This is a genomic window from Nocardia cyriacigeorgica GUH-2 (assembly GCF_000284035.1).
GTDB lineage: Bacteria > Actinomycetota > Actinomycetes > Mycobacteriales > Mycobacteriaceae > Nocardia > Nocardia cyriacigeorgica_B.
Window position 1 is genome coordinate 1,375,921 of record NC_016887.1, and the last position, 17,084, is coordinate 1,393,004.

15 protein-coding genes are annotated in these 17,084 nt (G+C 68.4%); 11 read left to right on the forward strand and 4 right to left on the reverse strand.

All coding sequences use genetic code 11. The features are described 5' to 3' along the window. The first annotated feature begins 20 nt into the window (after positions 1-20). The gene (locus tag NOCYR_RS29635) at positions 21-167 is read left to right on the forward strand and encodes a hypothetical protein (RefSeq protein WP_014349517.1); all 147 of its coding nucleotides are present in this window, start codon (positions 21-23) and stop codon (positions 165-167) included. Between the two features lie 37 nt (positions 168-204). On the opposite strand, the gene NOCYR_RS06285 is transcribed toward NOCYR_RS29635, so the two are convergent. Continuing rightward, on the reverse strand, positions 205-1,710 hold the full coding sequence (locus tag NOCYR_RS06285; RefSeq protein ID WP_014349518.1) for a hypothetical protein: 1,506 nt from the start codon (positions 1,708-1,710) through the stop codon (positions 205-207). Positions 1,711-1,964: 254 nt separating this feature from the next. Between NOCYR_RS06285 and NOCYR_RS06290 the strand changes: the two genes are divergently transcribed. Both NOCYR_RS06290 and ilvD read left to right on the forward strand, forming a co-directional pair. Beyond that, positions 1,965-2,309: a hypothetical protein gene (locus tag NOCYR_RS06290; RefSeq protein ID WP_014349520.1), complete on the forward strand. Its 345-nt coding sequence runs from the start codon at positions 1,965-1,967 to the stop codon at positions 2,307-2,309. A 60-nt stretch (positions 2,310-2,369) separates the two neighbouring features. Next, positions 2,370-4,085: a dihydroxy-acid dehydratase gene (ilvD, locus tag NOCYR_RS06295; RefSeq protein WP_048833952.1), complete on the forward strand. Its 1,716-nt coding sequence runs from the start codon at positions 2,370-2,372 to the stop codon at positions 4,083-4,085. A gap of 36 nt (positions 4,086-4,121) precedes the next feature. Here ilvD and NOCYR_RS06300 read toward each other — a convergent pair whose 3' ends face one another. After that, a complete protein-coding gene (locus NOCYR_RS06300; RefSeq protein WP_014349522.1) occupies positions 4,122-4,922 on the reverse strand; it encodes a VOC family protein in 801 nt (266 codons plus the stop codon). 253 nt (positions 4,923-5,175) lie between these two features. On the opposite strand from NOCYR_RS06300, the gene NOCYR_RS06305 reads away from it, so the two are divergent. The 5 genes from NOCYR_RS06305 to NOCYR_RS06325 all read left to right on the forward strand — a co-directional run bounded on the left by NOCYR_RS06305 (position 5,176) and on the right by NOCYR_RS06325 (position 11,049). Further along, positions 5,176-6,543 carry an ABC1 kinase family protein gene (locus NOCYR_RS06305; protein ID WP_048833953.1) on the forward strand — a complete coding sequence of 456 codons (1,368 nt, stop codon included), beginning with the start codon at positions 5,176-5,178 and terminating at the stop codon, positions 6,541-6,543. Between the two features lie 44 nt (positions 6,544-6,587). After that, positions 6,588-7,286 (forward strand): TetR/AcrR family transcriptional regulator, encoded by a 699-nt coding sequence (locus NOCYR_RS06310; RefSeq protein WP_014349524.1) that lies wholly within the window; start codon positions 6,588-6,590, stop codon positions 7,284-7,286. 175 nt (positions 7,287-7,461) lie between these two features. Then, a complete protein-coding gene (locus NOCYR_RS06315; protein ID WP_048833033.1) occupies positions 7,462-8,715 on the forward strand; it encodes a PucR family transcriptional regulator in 1,254 nt (417 codons plus the stop codon). Between the two features lie 204 nt (positions 8,716-8,919). Continuing rightward, positions 8,920-10,221 (forward strand): lipase family protein, encoded by a 1,302-nt coding sequence (locus tag NOCYR_RS06320; protein ID WP_148280546.1) that lies wholly within the window; start codon positions 8,920-8,922, stop codon positions 10,219-10,221. Between the two features lie 18 nt (positions 10,222-10,239). Further along, entirely contained in the window at positions 10,240-11,049 is an 810-nt protein-coding gene (locus NOCYR_RS06325; RefSeq protein ID WP_014349527.1) for a hypothetical protein, read from the forward strand. 9 nt (positions 11,050-11,058) lie between these two features. On the opposite strand, the gene NOCYR_RS06330 is transcribed toward NOCYR_RS06325, so the two are convergent. After that, positions 11,059-11,718 carry a TetR/AcrR family transcriptional regulator gene (locus NOCYR_RS06330; RefSeq protein WP_014349528.1) on the reverse strand — a complete coding sequence of 220 codons (660 nt, stop codon included), beginning with the start codon at positions 11,716-11,718 and terminating at the stop codon, positions 11,059-11,061. 265 nt (positions 11,719-11,983) lie between these two features. Between NOCYR_RS06330 and NOCYR_RS06335 the strand changes: the two genes are divergently transcribed. Continuing rightward, complete coding sequence (locus NOCYR_RS06335; RefSeq protein ID WP_014349529.1) at positions 11,984-13,669, forward strand: FAD-binding dehydrogenase; 1,686 nt, start codon at positions 11,984-11,986, stop codon at positions 13,667-13,669. Positions 13,670-13,918: 249 nt separating this feature from the next. On the opposite strand, the gene NOCYR_RS06340 is transcribed toward NOCYR_RS06335, so the two are convergent. Then, on the reverse strand, positions 13,919-15,268 hold the full coding sequence (locus NOCYR_RS06340; RefSeq protein WP_048833039.1) for a TIGR01777 family oxidoreductase: 1,350 nt from the start codon (positions 15,266-15,268) through the stop codon (positions 13,919-13,921). Positions 15,269-15,427: 159 nt separating this feature from the next. Between NOCYR_RS06340 and NOCYR_RS06345 the strand changes: the two genes are divergently transcribed. Both NOCYR_RS06345 and NOCYR_RS06350 read left to right on the forward strand, forming a co-directional pair. After that, positions 15,428-15,943 (forward strand): DUF6764 family protein, encoded by a 516-nt coding sequence (locus NOCYR_RS06345; protein ID WP_014349531.1) that lies wholly within the window; start codon positions 15,428-15,430, stop codon positions 15,941-15,943. Positions 15,944-16,198: 255 nt separating this feature from the next. Then, complete coding sequence (locus NOCYR_RS06350) at positions 16,199-17,023, forward strand: AAA family ATPase (RefSeq protein WP_014349532.1); 825 nt, start codon at positions 16,199-16,201, stop codon at positions 17,021-17,023. The last annotated feature ends 61 nt before the right edge of the window (positions 17,024-17,084 follow it).

Below are 17,084 nucleotides of genomic sequence, written 5' to 3' on the forward strand. Positions count from 1 at the left end.
TCGCCGCTCTAGAGATTTACATGCCAGCGGCGGCGGCCTATTTGGTCGCCTCGGCGGGTTCGGTGCGGATGGAGCAGGCGCGGCCGGGCCGGACCGTGCGGTTGAGCGCGCTCAGCGGCGGTGCGGTCGACGGCCCGGAGCAAGTCCGCGATCCTGGTTCCCGCTGAGAATTCCGACCTGCGTGGGGAGCAGCGCACCGGCAGTCTAGGTGCGCCCCGCACCCCGGAACGACAGCGCGTGATCGCCGTAATCGGTCAGCGGCCGCGACTCCACCGCCTGCCGAATCCCGCTGGCGGGCAACTGCGTCAGCTTCGCGAACATCGGCGTATTGCCGAATGCCGCCCGCACCTGCGTCTCCGAGGCGTAATCGGCCCCGTAGTCGGCGAGCACCCCGAAGTTCAACGGCGCCAGCGGCGTATCCAGCGGCGTCGGTTCGGCGGGCCGCCCGAGCGCGGCGTACTGGGTCGGCGCACCCTGCTCGTACCAGCACAATTCGTAGGACAGCTGCTCCACCGTGGTCACGCTGACCACCGGCCAGCGCTGGGACAGCCGTAGCGCCAGCGGATGCCTGCCCACCGGCGCGATCTCCCAGTTCAGGCTCTGCACCGCGACCCAGCTGCCCGACAACCGTTCGATCAGCACCAGGTCATCGCCGAGGGCGGTGGCGGTGTTCAGTTCGGGATCCGGTGTGCTCCAATGCGTCCGGTCCACGCCCTGGAAGGCGGAGATCGCGACGGGCTCGGCACCGTCGGCCGCATACGCCGCGATGACGGCGGCCCGGATCTGCGCGACCGCATCGGCTGCCGAACACCGCACCGCCAGCGCGCCGAACGAGGTGGCGATATCCACCGGCTTGGATGGCGGATCCGGCAGCGCGCCCGCCGCCAGCGGCTTCAAACCGACCAGCGCCAGATTCCAGTTGATCTCCTCGATGGTGGAGAGATCGCCGGCGCTCTGATACAGGATCTGCTGCTGGGTCAGCCGGCCCGCGCGTTCCAGCGTCGGACAGTCCAGCTTCTTCAACGCGGTGAGAGTCTTGCTGGTGAAACCGATGTCGCCGATCTTGGTCTCGCGCATGGTCGCCGTCATCGCCGGTGAGGTGAGCGCGGCGTAGCGCTCGCGATACATCGCGACGGCCTGTTTGCGCTGCCTGCCCACCATCAGCGTGCGCAGCAGCGTGTTCAGGCTGGCCAGGTACTTGCTCGACTGGTCGGGGTCGGCCGCGAACAGTCGCGCCCGGATCCGCACCGCCTCCTCGGTGGCCGCCACCGCCGCGCCGGGATCTAGACGGCACAGCCACACACCGCATTTCGACAATCCGTCCGCGCACACGCCCGCGGCATTGGGGTGGGTCGAGGCGACCTGCCGGTAGGCATTGCAGGCATCGCGGATGGTGGCGGTGGCCAGTTCCCGATGCCCGATCGCGCGTGCGGCCTGTTCGAGAATGCGCAACGCGTCTTGAACCTGCCCGGCGAACTGGGCCGAGACGTGACCGCTGGTGAGCCAGCGCAGGCGGATCAGCACCGCCTCTTGGGCGGGTTCGAGTGCGGCGGCGGAGCGGTCGCGCGCGGTGGGATCGTTCTTGGTAGCGGCCAGCGCCGTGGCCAGCTCGCACAGCGACGTCGCCAATTGCAGTTCGGATTCGGCCGAACGGTCCATGGCGGCACGTCGATCCGTGGCCACCCGGCGCTCGACGGCGCTCAGATCCATCGCGATCCCAACTCCCGCATCACCTTCCGCATCCGGTCGCCTATCGGCCGGCTCGGGTGATCGGGCCGAGTCTGCCACAGATCCGAGGTGGGCAGCACCCGGATGCGCGGGCGCACATCGGCAATATGAAACCTGTTGAACGTGCCGTTGTTTAACGGTACATTAATTGACGATCAGCACCGTGTGTCCCGCCCTCCCGGGACCGCGACCAGGCATCGCCGAAGCAGGCGCTGCGATCCGAACCAGGAGTTCCGATGAACCGAACCACCGCCCTCGCCCGCACCCGCCGCGGCCTCGCGCGTGCGGCCGCCGTCGCCGCGATCGCCCTGGCGCCCGCCGCCGTGATGGTGGCGCCCGCCGTCGCCGAGCCGCTCATGCTCGAGCCGATCGAATCCGCCGAGCCCGCGCCGGATGCCTCCGCCGACGCCGTGTACTACGGCTACGGCTACGGGGGCTACGGCGGGTATGGATACGGCTACCCGGGCTACGGCGGCTACGGCTATGGCTATGGCGGTTACGGCGGGTACAGCTACCCGAACTACGGCGGTTACTACCTGTGGCCGGTGATCGTGCTCCCGCCCACCGGTAGCGCCTACTGACCGGCAGCCTCGCCCGCGATCGGCGTGGATCGCCGCCGGAATCGGGGCCGGGCGAGGATGATGACGAACGTGGCCGACCATACCGAGCAACCCGATATCAAACCCCGTAGCCGCGACGTCACCGACGGCGTGGAGAAAACCGCCGCGCGCGGCATGCTGCGCGCGGTCGGCATGGACGACGACGACTTCGCCAAGCCGCAGATCGGCGTGGCGTCGTCGTGGAACGAGATCACCCCGTGCAATCTGTCCCTGGACCGGCTGGCCCAGGGCTGCAAGGACGGAGTGTTCGCCGCCGGCGGCTTTCCGATGCAGTTCGGCACCATCTCGGTGTCCGACGGCATCTCCATGGGACACGAGGGCATGCACTTCTCGCTGGTCTCGCGGGAAGTGATCGCCGACAGCGTCGAAACGGTGATGCAGGCCGAGCGCCTCGACGGTTCGGTCCTGCTCGCCGGCTGCGACAAGTCCTTGCCCGGGATGATGATGGCGGCGGCCCGGCTGAACCTGGCCAGCGTCTTCCTCTACGCCGGCTCGATCCTGCCGGGTATCGCGAAGCTGTCCGACGGCAGCGAACGCGAGGTCACCATCATCGACGCGTTCGAGGCCGTCGGCGCGTGCTCGCGCGGGTTGATGAGCCGCGCGGACGTCGACGCCATCGAACGCGCGATCTGTCCCGGCGAGGGTGCCTGCGGTGGCATGTACACCGCCAACACCATGGCCAGCGCCGCCGAAGCGCTCGGTATGTCCTTGCCCGGCAGCGCCGCCCCGCCCGCGACCGACCGCCGCCGCGACGGTTACGCCCGCCGCAGCGGCCAGGCCGTGGTCGAGTTGATCCGGCGCGGCATCACCACCTCCGACATCCTCACCAAGGAGGCCTTCGAGAACGCGATCGCCGTCGTCATGGCGTTCGGCGGTTCGACCAACGCGGTGCTGCACCTGCTGGCCATCGCGCATGAGGCGAACGTCGATCTGACGCTCGAGGATTTCGCGAAGGTGGGCCGCCGGGTGCCGCACCTGGCCGACGTCAAACCGTTCGGCAGGCACGTGATGACCGACGTCGACCGCATCGGCGGCGTGCCGGTGATGATGAAGGCGCTGCTGGATGCCGGTCTGCTGCACGGCGACTGCCTCACCGTCACCGGCCGCACCGTTGCCGAGAACCTGGCCACGATCGCGCCGCCGGACCCGGACGGCAAGGTGGTGCGAGCACTGGCCGAACCGATCCACCCGACCGGCGGCATCACCATCCTCGGCGGATCGCTGGCCCCCGGCGGCGCCGTGGTCAAGTCGGCGGGCTTCGATTCCGATGTCTTCCTCGGCACCGCCCGGGTCTTCGACCGCGAGCGGGCGGCGATGGACGCCCTCGAGGACGGCACCATCACCGCGGGCGATGTGGTCGTCATCCGCTACGAAGGCCCGAAGGGCGGACCGGGCATGCGCGAAATGCTGGCCATCACCGCCGCCATCAAGGGCGCAGGCCTGGGCAAGGACGTGCTGCTGCTGACCGACGGCCGGTTCTCCGGCGGCACCACAGGCCTTTGCGTCGGCCACGTCGCACCGGAAGCGGTCGACGCCGGGCCGATCGCCTTCGTCCGCGACGGCGACCAGATCCGCCTCGACGTCGCCGCCGGCACCCTCGACCTGCTGGTCGACGAGCAGGAAATGGCCCGCAGGCGCGAGGGCTGGGCGCCGCTGCCGCCGCGCTACACCCGTGGGGTGCTGGCGAAATACTCGAAGCTGGTGGGATCTGCGTCGTTCGGCGCGGTCTGCGACTGAGGCGCGCGGACGCCACACGCGTCTGCGCCCTCAGAGCTAGGCCCCGGTCGGCGGCGCGCCCACGGTTGTCGTCGGATCGATGACGGCGAACGTCTCACCCTGCGGCGCCCGCACCACACCTTGGCGTCCGAACGGGCTGTCACCAGGTCCGCTGACCACCCGTGCGCCGAGTTCGGTCGCGCGGGTGAGGGCGGTGTCGGTGTCGTCGACCTGGAACCAGGTCAGCCAGTAGGCGGAGCTGTCGCCGGAGCGGGCGTCGTTGATGCCGCCGAGCGGATGGTCGCTGCCGGCGGAGCCGAAGGTCGAGTAGACGAGGTTCTCGCCGTCGCCGATCTCGGTGTATTGCCAGCCGAAGACCTCCGCGTAGAACTGCTGGGCCCGCCGGTAATCGCCGGTGTGCAGCTCGTTCCAGCAGTAGGCGCCGTGCTCGTTGTAGATCCCGGCTCCGAGATGGGCCTCGGCCTGCCAGACGCCGAACACGCCGCCGGTCGGGTCCGCGGCGATGCACATGCGGCCGACATCCAGCACATCGAACGGCGGCATCATCACCGTCCCACCCGCCGCGCCGATCCGGGCCGCCACGGCGTCGGCGTCGTCGGCGGCCAGATACGTGGTCCACACCGACGGCATCGGCATACCCGCCGGCTTGGGCCCGATCCCCGCCGCCGGCCGCCCGTTGCGCAGCGCGATCAGGTAGCCCCCGGCGTGCTGGGGACTGTCGCCGATCTCCCAGCCGAACAGATCGGCATAGAACGAGCGAGCGCGAGCCACATCGTCGACTTGGCAGTCCACCCAGCACGGCGTGCCCTCCGGCCAGGCCTTGTCGCGGGTTGGCATCAGCAGAACCTCCCTGGCAGTCGAGTCGGAAGACCGACCGTCCGAACCCGGTCGGCACCCGCCCAGTCAACCACCGCACGGCGCCCCTGGACAGGGCCCGCGGCATTGTTCATCCGCTGCGGGTGAGCCGAACGGGCGCTGTTCCGGGCGCAGTGATCGAGCACAGATTTCGCTCAGGTGGTCGACAAGATCAGCCGGGCCGGGAGAGGATCGTGACGCGCGTCATACGGCGCGGGCCGAGGAGGTGGAGATGGTGGCCGGTCGCGTGCCGAAGAGTCGTTTCGCGCGGGGGAGCAGGCTCGGCCGGCTGGCGGCGGGGCAGGCCGTGCGCGGGGTCGGCACCCGGCTGTCGATGGTGGGGCGCACCGAAGAAGCGCGGCAGGTGCTGGCCGAACGGTCGGCGCTGCAAACCGCGCAGCAGATCGTCACCGTGCTGGGCGGGATGAAGGGCGCGGCGATGAAGCTGGGCCAGATGCTGTCGGTGCTCGATATCGACATGGTCCCGGAGTCGCATCGCGAACTGTTCCGGGTCAAGCTCGCCGAGCTGCGCGATCAGGCGCCCGCGGTGTCGTTCGCGCAGATGCGCAAGGTCATCGAGGACGATCTCGGCCCACTGTCACGCGCCTTCGCCGATTTCGACGAGACGCCGATGGCCGCGGCCTCCATCGGCCAGGTATACCGGGCCCGCCTGCACGACGGTCGCGCGGTGGCGGTCAAGGTGCAATATCCGGGCGTGGACGAGGCGATCGCCGCCGATATGCGCAATCTGGAGTTCTTCTCCAAAATGTGGAAATCCATCCTGCCCAGTGCCGCCGACGCCGCGGTGCTCGAGGAGATCACCCGCAACCTGGAACGCGAACTGGACTATCCGCGCGAGGCCCGCACCCAGCATCGGGTGGCCGAGCGCTATCGCGGCCATCCCTTCATCGTGGTGCCCGACAGCGTCGAAGAACTGTGCGGGCGCCACGTGCTGGTGACCGAGCTGGTGGAAGGCAGGCAGTTCCAGCAGATCCGGGAATTACCCGAGGCCGACCGCGACCGGATCGGCGAACTCATCTACCGTTTCTACGTCAGCTCGCTGTTCGCCGACCACGAATTCTGCGGCGACCCGCATCCGGGCAACATTCTGCTCGCCGACGACGGCCGGGTCGGTTTCGTCGATTTCGGGCTCTACAACCGGATGGACCCGGTGCACGCCGACTTCGAGCGCGCCTGTCTGCGCTTCGCCGGCGAACACCGTGCCGAGGAGCTCTACGAGGCCTGGGTGGGGCGCGGCATCATCGATCCGGCCGCGGGGGTGAGCCCGCAGGAATGCCTGGAATACGTCTGGGCCGCGGCGGGCTGGCATCTGCTCGACGAGCGCATCACCATCACGCCCGAATTGGCCACGGGAGCCGTGGTGCTCGCCGTCGACCCGCGCGCTTCGGAGTTCCGCGGCATGCGGCATCAGCTGCTGCCGCCCGAGCATGTGTTTTCCCGCCGGGCCGACCTGTTCACCTATGCCGCGCTCGGACAGCTGGGCTCGACCAACAACTGGCATCGCATCGCCCGCGAGTGGCTCTATGACGAACCGCCGGTCACCGAGATCGGAATTGCCACGGCGGCCTGGCGTAATCGCTAAAGTGAGCATCAACTCATCTTCAGCGAGAACGGCAGGGGAGCGCCATGCCCTCGAAGACAGTCGGTCAGCGTCGACGGCCCAGCCAGGAACGGGCCAAGGCGACCAGGGAGCACATTCTCGATACCGCGGCGCGGTTGTTCGGTGAGCGCGGTATCGCCAACACCTCCACCAACCGGATCGCCCAAGAGGCGGGACTGAGCATCGGCACGGTCTACCGCTACTTCTCCGACCGCACCGTCATCGTGGAGGAGTTGCTCGGCCGGCTGCTCGAGGACATCGAAAGACGTTTCACCCAAAGGGTTTTCGATCTGAAGGAGACCGCGATCGAGGACCTGACCATCGGCGTGCTCGAGGTGATCACCGAGGAATTGGTGGCCAATGCCGAACTCGTGCGCGCACTGGTCGCCGGGGTCCAGTTCTACAACAGCGGCATCCCCGAATTCGAACCGCGACTGCGGCTGCTGGTCAAGGTGCTGCTGATCCAAGTGCTCGGTCCCGGCGACGATCACGAGTACGACGTGATGACCTTCGTGGTGCTCAACACCGGTTTCGCTGCCGTACTGCGCGCTTCAGCCCTGGAAGTGGGAATCGAGGAACGCCAGGAGGCGATCGCGATGACCGCGCGCATGCTCGGCGCCTGGTTCGAGACCGAGGCGGTCGCACGGGGGCTTCGCGATTCCCGCTTCACCGGGCTCGGTGAGAAGTCCCGCCGCCGGCCCGTCGCGGCCGGTCGCAAAAAGTGAGCGGTTGCCCAGGTATCGCTCCGTTCGGCCGCCCGTTTTCTGCGATATCTCGGACATAATGCCTGGTAGATGTGGATCTATCCGGTGCCGTGCAAGTTGTGCAAAGAGGAGTGGAAGGTGAGCGCGCGCTCGCATTAGTGTTCGTTGCGTAGTACAGGTGACGAGGAGGTCACACGTGACGATCGAGAACGCGATTCGCCCCGGATGCCAGACCCCTGGACGGTCCATCTCACCGCCCGTGCGTGATGTCCGCCGGTTGTCGCGCCGGTTGGTGGACCATCTGGCCGGCTCGGTACCGCCGTTCACCACCCTGAAGGCCGAGGTGATGGCCGGGGATGTGGCGGCCCTGGTCCGGGTCTGTGTGGAGTGGTCCATCCAGCGGATGAACGGCGAGGACCACCCCGTGCCCACCGAGCGCATCAATGCCGCTGCGGCCAAGTGGGCCAAGGACGGCGTGCCCATCGATGCGGTGTTGCACGCCGTGCACGCGGGTTTCAAAGCCGGCCTCGACCTGCTGTTCGCGCGCACGGAGCCGACCGGCAGCGGCGATATCGTCGACGGCGCCGGTGCCGCACTGGAATTGCTGAACCTCATCACCTCGACGGTGAGCAAGGCCTACGTCCGTGAGCACCGCGCCGGCGTCGCCGAGCATCACACCGCGGTGCACACCCTGACCTCCGCGCTGCTCGGCGGCCATGCCACCTCGAAGATGGCGCGCGAGTGCGGAATTCAGATCGCGGCCGAGTACTTCGTGCTCGCGGTGTCGCTGCCCTCGCATCCGGACGAGAGTCATCCGCGCCTGGACCCGCACGTCGTGGCGCGTCGCAAGCTGCGCCGGGTGCAGGCCGCGCTGGCCGATCAGTTCGGCGATACCGCGCTGTCGCTGCTGTCGGTCGACGGTGGCACCATCCTGGTCCCGGCCACCGCGTGCGCCGAATCCGAGCTCGACGAGATGGTGCGCAAGCTGTCGGAGGCCGCGCTCGTGCCGATCCGCGCCACCGTGCTCACCGCCGCCGCCGATGACGTCGCCTCGGCCGCCGACCGCGCGCACGATCTGCTCGACACCGTGCACCAGCTCGGCCGTGGCCCCGGCCTGTACCGGTTCGCCGAGCTGGCGCTGCACTATCAGCTCACCCGCCCGGGTATCGGCCGCGATATCCTGCACGCCCGCCTGGCGCCGCTGGACGATCACCCCGAGCTGATGGAGACGCTGCGGGTGTTCTTCGCGATGGATCTCAACCGGCAACGCACCGCGCGGATCCTGCATGTGCACCCGAATACCGTCGACTACCGACTGCGCCGCATCGGTCAGCTGACCGGTGTGGATCTCTCGCCGACCGAGGGCCTGTGGTACCTGCGCTCGGCGCTGATCGCGCGCGTCAACGGTCCGCGGCCGGATGCGGCGGTCGACGCTCGCCAGCTGGCCTGAACCTGCCGGACACGCTGTCCCGCGCCGCTCCACCGCGCGGCGCAGCGGTGCCCTCGCCCGCGGTCGCTCCTTTCTGGTGCCGGTGGTACCTACCGGCGGACCCCGCGACTATCCTCTGTATCCGATTCACGATGTATCAGCTCTCGATGCTGTATCCGCTTTCGCGATGTCATTGGCTCTCCCAATCGTCGGAAGGATCGAATCGTGAGGAGTCGAGCACGTGGCTTGACCGCGGCATTGGCCTGCTCCCTCGCTCTCGTCGGCGGCGCGCTCTGCGCCCCGCAGGTCGTGGCCCAGCCGGCGACCGGGATCGCCGGCGCCGAGTTCTATATCCCGCCCGCCCCGCTGCCCGGTGGCCCGGGGACCATCGTGCGCGCCGAGCCGTCGCACCTGGCGTTGTCGATGGGTGCGATGCCGGCGTCGGCGACTCGGGTGATGTACACCAGCAGCGACACCCATGGCGCTGCGGCCGCGGCGGTGGGTACGGTCCTGATGCCGGCGATGCCGTGGACCGGACCGGGACCGCGGCCGCTGGTTGCCTACGCGGGTGGCACTAAGGGGCAGGGTGATCAGTGCGCGCCCTCGAAACTGCTCGCCCAGTTCATCCATTTCGAGCCGCCGGTCAACCTGATCTTCGAGTACGACGTGGTCGCGTTGTATTCGCTGCTGTCGCGTGGCATGGCGGTGGTGATCACCGATTATCAAGGGCTCGGCACGCCGGCCGTGCACGGCTTCCTCAACCGGAAAGAGCAGGCCCACGCGGTGCTCGACTCCGCGCGAGCGGCGTTGCGGCTGCCCGGCACCGGTCTCGGCCCGGATTCGCCGGTGCTGCTCTATGGCTATTCCCAGGGCGGTATGGCCGCTGCCGGTGCCGCCGAACTGCATCCGAGCTATGCCCCGGATCTCAATGTGCGCGGCGCCTACGTCGGCGCACCGGTGGTCGATGACCGCGCCTTCATCGCCCACAACGACGGACGGGCCGCCGCAGCACCCACCCACGCCTGGATCCTCAACGGGATGGCCGCGGCGTATCCGGAGGTGCGTTCGGCCTTGGACGCCGAGCTCAACGACACCGGCAAGGCCATCCTGCGGGATTCGGAAAGCAAGTGCGCCATGCCCGTCGGAATGGCGCAAAACCATCCGAATACCGCGCAGTGGACCAGCAGCGGTCAGCCGCTGGCCGCGGTGATCGACCGGAATCCCGCGTTGCGGGCGGCGTTCGCCGAACAACGCGTCGGTTCGCTCACCCCGTCGGCCCCGGTGCTCATCGCCGCGGCCCACAACGATGAGGGTGCGCCGTTCCCGCCGATTCACGCCACCGCGGCCGACTGGTGCGGTGGCGGGGCGGCGGTGCAGTTGGAGGCCAATGCCTCGATTCCCCCGATAACCGGTGTCGCGGGCACCCATGTGCTGGCGTTCTTCCCGGCACTGGATTCCTCGCAGCAGTGGATCACCGATCGGCTCGCGGGTAGGCCGGCACCGTCGAATTGCGGTGCGCTGCCCTAGATCTGAGGATCCGGGCCGGTGGCCGTCGCGACCTCCGGTCCGCTCCGGGATCTACCCGCGCAACGTTCGCTACTGATGGCCATCCGTTCTACCCCCGGCAAGCTGTGTTCGCCGAGGGTTCTCACGAAGGAGTCCGCGATCAGCCAGAACCGCAAATCCGGCAACCGCACCGGTACGCGCGGACGTGCGCCGATCGGTCGCCCGCACATCGTGGTCGATCGAATCGAAATCGTCACCGTGCACGGGACGCTCGGTCTGCGCTTCTCCGACACCGCGGGCGAACCGTTCTCGATCGTCCTGCCCGCGGATTTCGCCGCCAATGCGCTCGGCCCGCTGCGCTCGGCCATCCTGGAAGCCGAGGAAGCCTATTGGACGCTGGTGCCTGCGCTCGTGCGTTCGTTCGGTACCGACGAACCACGCGCCGTCGCCGAGCACATGGCCGCCTGGCATCGGGACCAAGGCTGGGATCGCGTCATCGATGTTGCGACCGCCGAGGACCCCGCACCGATCACCCTGCTCACCCACGCCGGTCACGTGGGCGTCTGCGCCGATCCGCCGTACACCGACGCGCCCCTGCTGGCCATCTTCGACCCGCTCCAATTGCGCCGTGTCGAGCCCGGCATCGTCTCGGCCCTGGGCCAGGCCTTACGAGAACAAGGCACGCGGCATTGGAGCCAACGGGTTCGCGCCGCCCGCCGCGACATCGACAGCCGTCGGTGGATCATCCCCGGCGACTATCGCGATCCCGCCCCCGACGCCGCCGCGGCCCACATGCGGGACCGCTACGTCGAATACCTGCGCCGTTCGCCGGTCAACCCGGGAGTGTGAGCGCGGCCGTCACTGCTCGCGGGTGTAGGACATGATCACCCGCAGCACCAGGTCGACCCGCAGCTCCTGGGCCTCGGCGCTGTCGGGCTCCATCAGCACCTGCACCGTCGTCCCGTCGTGCACCGCGATCAACGCGCGTCCCAAGGCCTTCGGGTCGGTGACCGTGCGGCCGATCCGGTTCAGCAGGGTCTGCACCACCGGCATCAGCGCGGCGATGATCGCCTCCTCCCGCGCGACCATCCGGTCCCGCAGTTCCGGATTGCGCAGGGCGTGCGCGGTCACCTCCAGGCTGATCCGCTGCCACTTGTCATCCAGCGGGACCGCGCGCAGGAAATGCTCGACCACCTCGCGCACCTCGCGAACGTCGGTGCCCGGATCCTCGCGCAGCATCGCCGTCACATCGCTGAGCAGCTGCGCCGACTGCTGCTCCCACATCGCCAGGAAAAGCTCGTCCATGGAGGTGAACTGGGAATAGAACGCGCCGCGGGTGTAGCCCGCGCGTTCGCAGATGTGGTCGGGTTTGGTGCGGCCGAAGCCCTGTTCGGCGAAGACCTCGTAGGCCGCGTCGAGCAAGCGCTGGCGAGTTTCGGCGCGCCGCTTGGTCACTCGGCGGCCGGTGGCGCGCTGTCCGTTCGTCGCTGTCGCGGCGACCTCTTCCGAAGGTGGCACGGCGTGTCCTCTCTGTCCGAGCGTGATCTTATCCAATGCATTGGATGCAGATGTGAATCTGATGCGATAACGTATCCCCCGTGTATTCATCGAGCGTCGCGGCACCGATCGTCGGTCGGGCCGAGGCGCGGTGCGGGGAGTCGAGTGGGGGCGAGAAGGTCGGCGATTGTGCCCGCTCGGGCACTGCGAGGTGCTTAGGTTGGAACGCAGGCGATGGGCGGCCCAGTAACCGCCGGCCGTCGGTGCGACGATGCGAAGGAACAACATGACACAGAACAGTCCTGACTCGGCGTTCGACGCCGAAGTGATCGTGGTCGGTGCGGGGCTGGCCGGATTGGTCGCGACCTATGAGCTGGTCCAGGCCGGTCGGCGGGTGCTGGTGCTGGACCAGGAGAACCGCAACAACCTCGGTGGTCAGGCGTTCTGGTCATTGGGTGGACTGTTCTTCGTCGACAGCCCCGAACAGCGCCGCCTCGGTATCAAGGATTCCTATGAGCTCGCGCTGCAGGACTGGATGGGGTCGGCCGGCTTCGACCGCGACGACGAGGACCACTGGGCGCGGCAGTGGGCGCGCGAATACGTCCGCTTCGCCGCCACCGAAAAGCGCGACTACCTGCGTGCGCTCGGGCTGCGGGTGACACCGCTGGTCGGCTGGGCCGAACGTGGCGGCGCCACCGCCGACGGCCACGGCAACTCCGTGCCCCGCTTCCACCTCACCTGGGGTACCGGACCCGAGGTCGTACGGGTATTCGCAGAACCCGTGCTGGATGGCGAACGAAAAGGGCTGGTGCGCTTCGCATTCCGGCATCGCGTTGATGAGTTGGTCGTCGAGGACGGCGCCGTCACCGGTGTTCGGGGCAGCGTGCTCGAGCCGACCGACCTCGAACGCGGCAAGGCCTCGTCGCGGACCGTGGTGGGCGAGTTCGACTTCCGCGCAAAAGCGGTGGTCGTCACCTCCGGCGGGATCGGGCACAACCACGAGCTGATCCGCAAGAACTGGCCCGCCGATCGGCTGGGGCCGTGCCCGAAGACGATGATCTCCGGCGTGCCCGCCCATGTGGACGGCCGCATGCTCGGCATCAGTGAGGCCGCGGGCGGCGCCATCGTCAACCGGGACCGGATGTGGCACTACACCGAGGGCATCATCAACTGGGACCCCATCTGGCCCGACCACGCCATCCGGATCATCCCCGGACCGTCGTCGCTGTGGTTCGACGCCAACGGAAAACGCCTGCCCGCACCGTGTTTCCCCGGGTTCGACACCAACACCACCATGAAGGCGATCCTGGCCACCGGCCACGACTACTCCTGGTTCGTGCTCACCCAGTCGATCATCGAGAAGGAGTTCGCGCTCTCGGGTTCGGAGCAGAATCCCGATATCACCGGCAAGGACATGAAACTCACCCTCAAGAGCCGGGTGGCCAAGGGCGCGCCGGGCCCGGTCGAGGCGTTCAAACAGCACGGTGCCGATTTCGTCGTCGCCGATACCCTGCGCGAACTCGTCGACGGGATGAACAAGATCGCTCGCGGCCCGCAACTGGACTACGACGACCTGGAACGCCAGATCGTGGCCCGCGACCGCGAAGTGGCCAACAAGTTCTCCAAAGACGCGCAGATGATGGCGATCACCAACGCCCGCCAGTACTTCGGCGACAAGGCCGGCCGCGTCGCCAAACCGCATCGCATCCTCGACCCGGCGGCGGGCCCGTTGATCGCAGTCCGGCTCAACATCCTCACCCGCAAGACCCTCGGCGGCTTGCAGACCGACCTGAAATCGCGGGTCATGCGCCCCGACGGCGAACCGCTGCCCGGCCTCTACGCCGCCGGTGAGGTCGCCGGCTTCGGCGGTGGCGGGGTGCACGGATACAACGCGCTCGAGGGCACATTCCTCGGTGGGTGCATCTTCTCCGGCCGTGCGGCCGGTCGCGCGATTGCGGCCGAATTGGGTTGAGGCATGCCGCTCCGCTTGCCGGCTGGTGGTGCGGCCGGCGGAGCTCGACAAGGGGGTGCAGTGCGGTGATAGTTGCTCCGGTCGCGAGCCCACGCCCGCACCGCCTCGTCGTCGGTGAGCCGCAGCCCGATACCGGTGCGGTGGCGCGCACCTGCAGGGCAGGCCGTTGTAGCCGACGGGTCGAGTATCGAGGAGCCGGCGGGGCCGATCCGGTGGCGGTCACCGTGGACGGGCGCATCGATCACGGGGTCAATGGCTTCGGCCCAGCACGTGACGCAAAGCCGATTCCAGATCGGGTGTCCGGAACGGATGTTCGGCGCGAAGCAGTAGCTGCGGCGTGACGCGCTGGCTCGCCGCCGCGAGTTCGTGCGCACCCTCCCGGCCGAGGAGCAGCGCGGGTCCGAAATCCGGTACCGGTACCGGCGTCGGGCGACCCAGCACTCGGCCGAGGGTGCGGGTGAATTCCGCATTGCGCACGGGCTCGGGTGCGACGGCGTTCACCGGTCCGCGCAGTGCGCCGTCCCACAGTGCGCGGTGGTAGATATCGATCAGATCGTCGATGCCGATCCACGACATCCATTGGCGCCCATCCCCGATCCGTCCACCCAGTCCGGTCGCGAACAGCGGCCGCACCAGTCGGAGGGTGCCGCCGCGCGGTGATTGGACGATGCCGGTCCGCACGGTTACCATGCGGGTGATTCCGGTGGCGGCCGCTGCGGCGGCGTCCTCCCACTCGGCGACGACGTCGGCCAGGAAGCCGTCTCCGCGCGGGCTGGTTTCGGTGAGGACCTCGTCGCCGCGGTCGCTGCCGTAGTAGCCGATCGCGGAGGCGCACACGAACGTGGGCACGCCGGCGGCGGCACTGAGTTCGGCCAGGGCGCGAGTAGGGGCGACGCGGCTGTCCCGGATCGAGCGTTTGTGCTCCACGGTGAATCGACCCGCGATCGATGCACCCGCCAGATGAATGACGGCATCCACGCCGGCGAGTAGATCCTCGTCCGGACGGTCTGGGTTCCATCGCCGTTCATCCGGGCCATGGGGCTCTCGGCGCACCAGGCGAACGACCGTGTGCCCGCCCGCGCTGAGGAAGGCCGTCAGTGCGGACCCGATCAACCCCGACGAGCCGGTTACCGCGATCGTCGACGGACCCAACCCGTGTGCCGCCGCCCGGGCGTGCGCGGCAAGATCGTGGGTCAACTGCCGGTACCGATAGGCGAACATCGGCCGCAGCATCGCGGCAGGAAGCCAGCTATCCACGCGGTCGATCACGCGGGTATGGGTGGGATCGACCTCGGCGAATTCATGGGTGTGCCGCCAGGGCAGCGCGGTGGCCAGGGGAACCGAGGCCACCCCGTCGCGCGAGATCCGATCCGCGAACCGCGCCGGCGGATCGTAGGCCTCGGGTTGATGCCGGGCGATCCACCGCAGTCCGCCGGGTAGAGCGAGCACCGCTCGCCCGTCCGCGAGCGAGCAGGTCTCCTCGACCAGCCGCACCGGCTGCCACGGCGGAGCCAGGCGGGCGAACGCCCCGGGCCTCGCGAACCACGCGAAGACTTCGGATCGAGGAACCGCGACCACAGCCGAACACTCGATGCTCATCCCTCGAATCTACGCACTCGATCGCCACAATGCATCGTTTATGCATCGATTTGCCGGTACCGTGAGGAGTGACCGGACGGCTACCTCGGTCGCTCGTCCGGCTGAACAGACACCCCGGCCGTCGCGGATGCCACGGTCGACAAACCGAAGGAGACTTCGATGAGCAACCGTCTGCCGGTGCGCGCCCTCTTCGCCGCAGCCGCCGGAACTGCCGCCCTGACCACCGCCGCCCTGACCACCGCCGCCCTGATCGCCGCACCCACCGCCGCCGCACAATCGATGGCCTCCTGCCCGGTCCCCGGCGCAGGCGCGGTCTCCGTCGACGCCGCCTCCGGAAGCTGCGCAGCCCGCAGCACCGACGGCGCCGCAGCCGCCGCCTACGGCGTGGGCGGCACCGCCACCGCCGACGCGGGCTCGACCAGCCTGTCGCTGGCCATCGCCCAGAATGGCGGCACCGCCATGTCGAGCTCCCAGTTCCTCTCCGGCCCAGCCGCCATCGCCCTCGGCCCCGGCGCCACCGTCACCACCTACGGCGTGCGCCCCGGCCTGTCGATCGGCATCGCCGGCCCCGGCGCCACTGTCGCCGTCACCGGCACCACCACCCCCACCTGCACCGGCGGCTTCGGCTTCGCCGGCGATTTCCAAACCTTCCAGGGGTGCCTATCGATGGGATGAGCGGAAAGGGATCGGCTACCAACGCTTCGCCGAGCCTGCCCGCGACCAAGCCTGTGGGGAGGGCCTCGGATTCAGCCGGTGTGAACAGCAATGCGGGTTCAGCCGCTGCGGCCACCGCTACCCGGCGCTGTGGCCGCAGCGCGACGCTCGATGTCGTCGTTGGCAGCCTCCGGGAACCGCGAAAGCCTGCGAGTTTGAGCCAACTCAACGTCGTTTGAGCTAAGCGCACTACGTCCGAACAGTCTCTTCCTGTCTGTGGCCGCGGCCAAGGGCCACACCCGGCTCACTGAGGTTTATCGCTGGTTTCAGTTCGGACTGGCGGGCGCCGACGACTCCGATTTCGAGCCGCGCCTGCATTTCCCCCTGCATCTGAGTCAGGGGGCCAAGGGCCACGAGGTCGACGCGCGTGCGGTGAATGCGATGCTGGCGTATGCCGATCTGGGGGCTTCGGCGGTCAAGGCGACAAAGATCGACGATGACGAAGCGTCCGAATTCACCCGCATGCGGAAGGCGATCCGGGAAGCGGTCGGCGACAAGGTCGTTTTGTCGACCCCCGCGTTCAAAGATGTGCGGGTCGTCCACCACGTCGGCGATCGAGTCTTCGAGCTGCCCTTGCAAGACGAATCCAGTGGCACGCAGACGTGGATCGGCCTCGCGGGACTCGTGGTCACCGCCCTTGGTCACGGCGCTGTTCTGTGTATCGACGAACTGGACGCGCGGCTGCATCCGCAGCTTGTCGACACTTTCGTCGGGATGTTCATGTCCCCGACTCTGAATCATCGTGGAGCACAGTTGATCTGTAGCACCCATGACGTATCACTCATCGGCAGGCATGCCAAGACCGAGATTTCTCGCGATCAGATCTGGCTTACCGAGAAGGATGCCGCGACCCTTGCTACGGCGGCTACTGTCTCACACACAAGAAGGTCCGCTACGCCGAATTACAGGGCCCGATATCCCGCGGCGCGCCGGCATGCCACAACACTCTGCCTGCCGGACGTCGATGGAATCGCCACCAACCCCTGGACGAATATCCACGAACTTGTCGACCGTGTTCGCACGAACTACAGCGATCTCTGAACTCCTCGGGCCGGTCTCTCGCGGCTCGCGCGCTGGGCTACCGCGTCGTCTCGAGATGGTG